Origin of the sequence: Streptomyces crystallinus, assembly GCF_039521265.1 — a bacterium.
Classification (GTDB): domain Bacteria; phylum Actinomycetota; class Actinomycetes; order Streptomycetales; family Streptomycetaceae; genus Streptomyces; species Streptomyces crystallinus.
The window spans coordinates 1-5,522 of the sequence record NZ_BAAACA010000022.1 but is presented as its reverse complement, the minus strand read 5'-3'; the positions used below and the strand labels follow the sequence as shown (position 1 = coordinate 5,522).

The following is a 5,522-nucleotide window of genomic DNA, read 5'->3' as shown; positions in this document are numbered from 1 at the left end:
CGGTGGCCGCTCCTCGCGCAGTTCCCCGCGCCCCTAACTGCCTAGGGGCGCGGGGAACTGCGCGAGAAGCGGGCACGGTCCGCAGACGAACGAGGCTTTTCAGGGGCGCGGGGAACTGCGCGAGCACCCGGCACGGCCCGCGGGCAAACACGCGCGAGCAGCCCGCACGGCCCGCAGGCAAAATCGCACCGCCGCCGCCCCATCAGTCAGACCATCCGCTGATCCGATTGGGCGACCTGACCGCCGCGCTCCGCCGGAGGCCTGACCACGCGTGAACTACGCTCGGAACGCCCGTGCGGAGACCCGCCGGGCTCGGCTCGTGCGCAGCGGACGGAGCGTGGCCCGTGACGGATCAGGCGGTGGACGTGGGCGGCTCTGCCGCGCGGGGCGAGCCGGACGCGCCCGAGACGACCGGCCGTCAGTTCTTCGGCCGCCAGCGGGAGTTGAAGGAGCTGCGTGAGGACGTGGAGCGCGCGGGGCTCGACACCCTGTCCGGCCGCAAGTCGCCGCGCGCGCGGGTGCTGCTGATCGCCGGACGCCCCGGTTCCGGGCGCACCGCCCTCGCCGAGGAGCTCGCCCGCCGGCTGGCCGAGGACTACCCCGACGGGGTACTGCGCGCCGCCCTGCGCGAACCCGGTGGCACCCCGGTCCCCGCCGAGCGGGCGGCCCGTGACCTGCTCGACGCCCTCGATGTGCCGGTGCCGCCCGGCGGCGGCGAGGACGAGCTGACCCAGCTGCTGCGCGAGGCGCTCGCCGGGCGCCGGGCCCTGCTGCTGCTCGACGACGCGGTCGACGCCGAACAGGTCGACCCGCTGCTGCCCCAGAACGCCGACTGCCTGGTGGTGGCGACCGCCCGCGGCCCGCTCACCGGCATCCCGGACGTCCGCCCCTGCACCCTCGGCGGCCTGGACTCCCAGGCGGCCGTCGCCTTCCTGGAGAGCTTCACCGGCGCGGTGCGGATCACGGTGGACCCGCGCACCGCCGAGAACCTGGTCGAGGAGTGCGCCGGATCGCCCGCGGCCGTCGCCCTGGTCGGCGGCTGGCTGGCCGTGCGCCCCCAGGCGGCCGTCTCCGACGTCGCCAAGCGGCTGCACGCGCTGCCCGTGGACGGCGGCGCCCTGGGCGGTCAACTCCCCGTCGCCGAGCGCCCGTTGGTACGCGCCTTCCGGCTGGTGTACGAGTCGCTGCCGGGGCCCAACGCCCGGCTGTTGCGGCTGCTCTCGCTCGCCCCGGCCGGGATCGTGGACGCCCAGAGCGCCTCCGCGCTCGCCGGGTGCTCGGTCTCGGCGGCCCAGAACACCCTGGAGGACTTCGCCGTCTACGGGCTGCTGCGGGTCCACGGCGACCCCCGGGAGCGGCCCGCCCAGTACGCGGTGCCCGGCTGGCTGGCTCCGCTGTTGCACAGGCTCGCCGAGGCCACCGACCGGCCCGGCGAGCTCCAGCTGGCCCGGGCCAGGATGCTGGAGCGGACCGTACGGCTGCTCCAGTCCTGCCGGGCGGTCACCGAGCCCGACGGCTCCCCGGCCCGCAAGAGGCTCGCCGGGCTGCCGCGCGCCCTGCGCTTCCCGAACGAGCGGCTGGCCGCCACCTGGCTGGACACCCGTCGGCCCGCGCTGCTCGCGGCCGCCCGGGCCGCCGTCGAGGACGGGGAGCTGGACACGCTGGCCCGGCGGCTGGTCGCGGCGCTGGTGCGGGCGCTGGCCGCGCACCGGGGGACCGAGGCGGCCGCACCCGACCTCTATGGTCTGCACCAGCTGGTTCTGGACGTCGCCGAGCGGCGCGAGCTGACCCGGGAGAAGGCCGCGGCCCTGCTCAATCTGGGCGATCTGGACGCGGAGGCCGGGCGTACCGCCGACGCGCTGGTCCGCTACCGGGCCGCGCTGGACGCGGGCCGGGCGGCGAACGACCCGTACGCGAGCGGCCGCGCGATGGAATCCGTAGGCGGCGCCCACCAGGAGCTGGGCGACTGGACCCGGGCCGCCGACTGGTACGGGCGGGCGCTCGCCCAGCGGCTCGCGCGGGGTGAGCGGGAGGACGAGGCGCGCCTGTACGGCCGTATCGGCGCGGTGCTCACCTACGCGGGCCGCTACGGCGAGGCGCTCCGCAGTTGGCGCGCCGCGGTGGCCGGATACCGCCGTCTGGGGGATCTGGCGAGCCAGGCGCGGGCGCTGAGCGAGGCGGCCCGGGTGCAGGAGTACGCGGGGCGGCCCGAGGAGTCGCTGCGTACCTGCCGCGAGGCGGTCGAGTGGGCGAGGCAGGCCGGTGATCTGCGTCTCCAGGCGGCGCTCCAGCTGCGCCTGGCCGACACGCTCGACCGGCTCGGGGACCCGGCGGCGGCCAGGCTGCACCGGGGCGCCGCCGAGCGGCTGCTGGAGCCCGATGGAGGAACAGGGGAGGAGGGAGCGCCTCCGGCCTACGAAATCCGCAGTGCTTCGGCCAAAGATTAGTTGTTTGTAAGGGTAGACAGCTGGAAAACCTTCATTAGACTGGCTCCGCCGCACCTTCTTGCGGTGTCTCCCGGTGCGCCTTGGTGCATCCGGGTATGTATGGATTACACCCCCCTTATCCCCTGAGCCAAGGACCGTGATCGACGTGAAGGTCGGCATCCCCCGCGAGGTCAAGAACAACGAGTTCCGGGTGGCCATCACCCCCGCCGGCGTGCACGAGCTGGTGCGCCACGGCCACCAGGTCGTCATCGAGCAGAACGCCGGTGTCGGCTCGTCGATCACGGACGCCGAGTACGTGGCCGCCGGCGCCGAGATCCTGGGCACGGCCGACGAGGTCTGGGCCGCCGCCGACCTGCTGCTGAAGGTCAAGGAGCCCATCGCCGAGGAGTACCACCGCCTCCGCAAGGACCAGACGCTCTTCACCTACCTGCACCTCGCCGCCTCCCGCGAGTGCACGGACGCCCTGCTGGAGTCCGGCACCACCGCCATCGCGTACGAGACGGTCGAGACCGCGAACCGCGCGCTGCCGCTGCTCGCCCCGATGTCCGAGGTCGCGGGCCGTCTCGCCCCGCAGGTCGGCGCGTACCACCTGATGCGCTCGGTCGGCGGCCGCGGTGTGCTCCCCGGCGGTGTCCCCGGCACCCACGCCGGCGAGTGCGTCGTCATCGGCGGCGGCGTCTCCGGCTGGAACGCCACCCAGATCGCCGTCGGCATGGGCTTCCACGTGACCCTGCTCGACAAGGACATCAACAAGCTCCGCGAGGCCGACAAGATCTTCGGCACCAAGGTGAAGACGATCGTCTCCAACGCCTACGAGCTGGAGAAGGCCGTCATCGAGGCCGACCTCGTCGTCGGCGCGGTCCTCATCCCGGGCGCCAAGGCCCCGAAGCTGGTCACCAACGAGCTCGTCGCCAAGATGAAGCCCGGAAGTGTCCTTGTCGACATCGCGATCGACCAGGGCGGCTGCTTCGAGGACTCCCGTCCGACCACCCACGCCGAGCCGACCTTCATGGTCCACGACTCGGTCTTCTACTGCGTCGCCAACATGCCGGGCGCGGTGCCCAACACCTCCACCTACGCGCTCACCAACGCCACGCTGCCCTACATCGTGTCGCTGGCGAACAACGGCTGGGTCGAGGCGCTGCGCCGCGACCCGGCGCTCGCCCTGGGCCTCAACACCCATGACGGCCAGGTCGTCTACGGCCCGGTCGCCGAGGCCCACGGCCTGGAGACCCTTGAGCTGAGCACGCTCATCGGCTGATCCGACACACCGCGACGACGCCCTGACGAAACGGTTCGTCAATGTCCGTCGTCAACCTCGCGCACCCGGCCGGACCTTGTCGCCCAAGGTCCGGCCGGATGTGTATCGCGACACTTCCACCGGAGTGCGGCAGGCTCGCTCAACTCGCCTCGAACGTAACTCTTTAACCGTTTCGCGCACCCCTGAAACTCGCGCTCTGATGCCCGTACGCCCTTGACAGAGCGGTGTTCGGTTGCCGACACATCCGGCCGGGTCCGGCGGATTGTGTTGCTGCGGACCGGTGACACGCCATAGAGTCGCCAACCGTCGGCATGGTGCCACGCTGACCTATCGATAAAGTTTCCTGGTCACTTCCAAGGAGGTAAGACGACTTGTGAATGAGTCGACATTTACTCCCGGAGGTGGTCAACCAGGGATGCCCGCACGGGGCCATGGCCCTTCGGGGCCTGCTGAGGCTGTCGGCTCCGTCGCGGTCCAAGCCTTCGCAACCACCCCGCACATGACGACAGCCCCACGGATGATGGACGGCCTACACGTGAACGCCATGGCCGGCAACGAGAGCGGCCGCGAGACCGCCGCTTTCGCCGACTACGACGAGGTGCCCCAGGGGCACTTCTACGACCCCGACGCCGAGTACGAGCCCGATCCCGAGTACGCGGCCACCCTCGCCCCCGACGCCGCACGCCAGCGTCGCGAGCGGATCGGCCCCACCGGACGGCCCCTGCCGTACTTCCCGATCCCGGGTCCGCTGACCGACCACGGGCCCGCGAAGATCATCGCGATGTGCAACCAGAAGGGCGGCGTCGGCAAGACCACGTCGACCATCAACCTGGGTGCGGCCCTCGCGGAGTACGGACGCCGGGTGCTGCTCGTCGACTTCGACCCGCAGGGCGCCCTCTCGGTCGGCCTGGGTGTGAACCCGATGGAGCTCGACCTGACGGTCTACAACCTGCTGATGGAGCGGGGCATGTCGGCCGACGAGGTGCTGCTCAAGACGGCGGTCCCCAACATGGACCTGCTGCCGAGCAACATCGACCTCTCCGCCGCCGAGGTGCAGCTGGTCAGCGAGGTCGCCCGGGAGTCCACGCTCCAGCGCGCCCTGAAGCCCCTGATGGCCGACTACGACTACATCGTGATCGACTGTCAGCCCTCGCTCGGCCTGCTCACCGTCAACGCCCTGACGGCGGCTCACAAGGTGATCGTGCCGCTGGAGTGCGAGTTCTTCGCGCTGCGCGGTGTGGCCCTGCTGACCGAGACGATCGAGAAGGTCCAGGAGCGGCTCAACCCCGACCTGGAGCTCGACGGCATCCTCGCGACCATGTACGACTCCCGTACGGTGCACAGCCGCGAGGTCCTGGCCCGGGTGGTCGAGGCCTTCGACGACCACGTCTACCACACGGTGATCGGCCGGACCGTGCGCTTCCCGGAGACCACGGTCGCCGGTGAGCCGATCACGACGTACGCGTCCAACTCCGTCGGCGCCGCCGCCTACCGCCAGCTCGCCAGGGAGGTGCTCGCCCGGTGTCACGCCGAGTGAGTCTGCCCGGGGCCGACGAACTGTTCCGTACGACCGGAGGAATGGCACTCCAGTCCTCCACCCCGAGGCGGACCAACGGCGAGGCGAAGGTGCCCGGTCCGGCGGGCGAGAGCGACCCGGCCGCGGACGAGTCCGCGGGGCGGCCCGAGCACTCGGCGGCCGAGGAGGAGCCCGCGTCGGGCGAGCCGCGCAGCCGGTCCGCGGCGGCGTCGGGCGAGGCCGCCAAGGGCGCGCCCCGGACCGGGGCCCCGGCCTCCAGCGCCGCCGCGTCCGGTAC

General features: G+C 72.2%; 3 protein-coding genes and 1 pseudogene. All 4 read left to right on the top strand.

Annotated elements, in window-relative coordinates:
- Nucleotides 1–344 precede the first annotated feature (344 nt).
- Entirely contained in the window at nt 345–2,447 is a 2,103-nt protein-coding gene (locus ABD236_RS19610; RefSeq protein ID WP_425543908.1) for an AAA family ATPase, read from the top strand.
- A 145-nt stretch (nt 2,448–2,592) separates the two neighbouring features.
- Nucleotides 2,593–3,708: an alanine dehydrogenase gene (gene ald / locus ABD236_RS19605; RefSeq protein WP_344075074.1), complete on the top strand. Its 1,116-nt coding sequence runs from the start codon at nt 2,593–2,595 to the stop codon at nt 3,706–3,708.
- 415 nt (nt 3,709–4,123) lie between these two features.
- Nucleotides 4,124–5,245, top strand: a complete 1,122-nt coding sequence (locus ABD236_RS19600) for a ParA family protein (protein WP_344075073.1) — start codon at nt 4,124–4,126, stop codon at nt 5,243–5,245.
- Nucleotides 5,230–5,522, top strand: a pseudogene (locus ABD236_RS19595) (hypothetical protein); the annotation flags it as partial. The gene ABD236_RS19600 and the pseudogene ABD236_RS19595, both read left to right, overlap by 16 nt.

What these genes read in the sequence shown, in the direction of transcription:
- ABD236_RS19600 (WP_344075073.1), top strand. Translation starts at nt 4,124, where the DNA reads ATGCCCGCACGGGGCCATGGCCCTTCGGGGCCTGCTGAGGCTGTCGGC.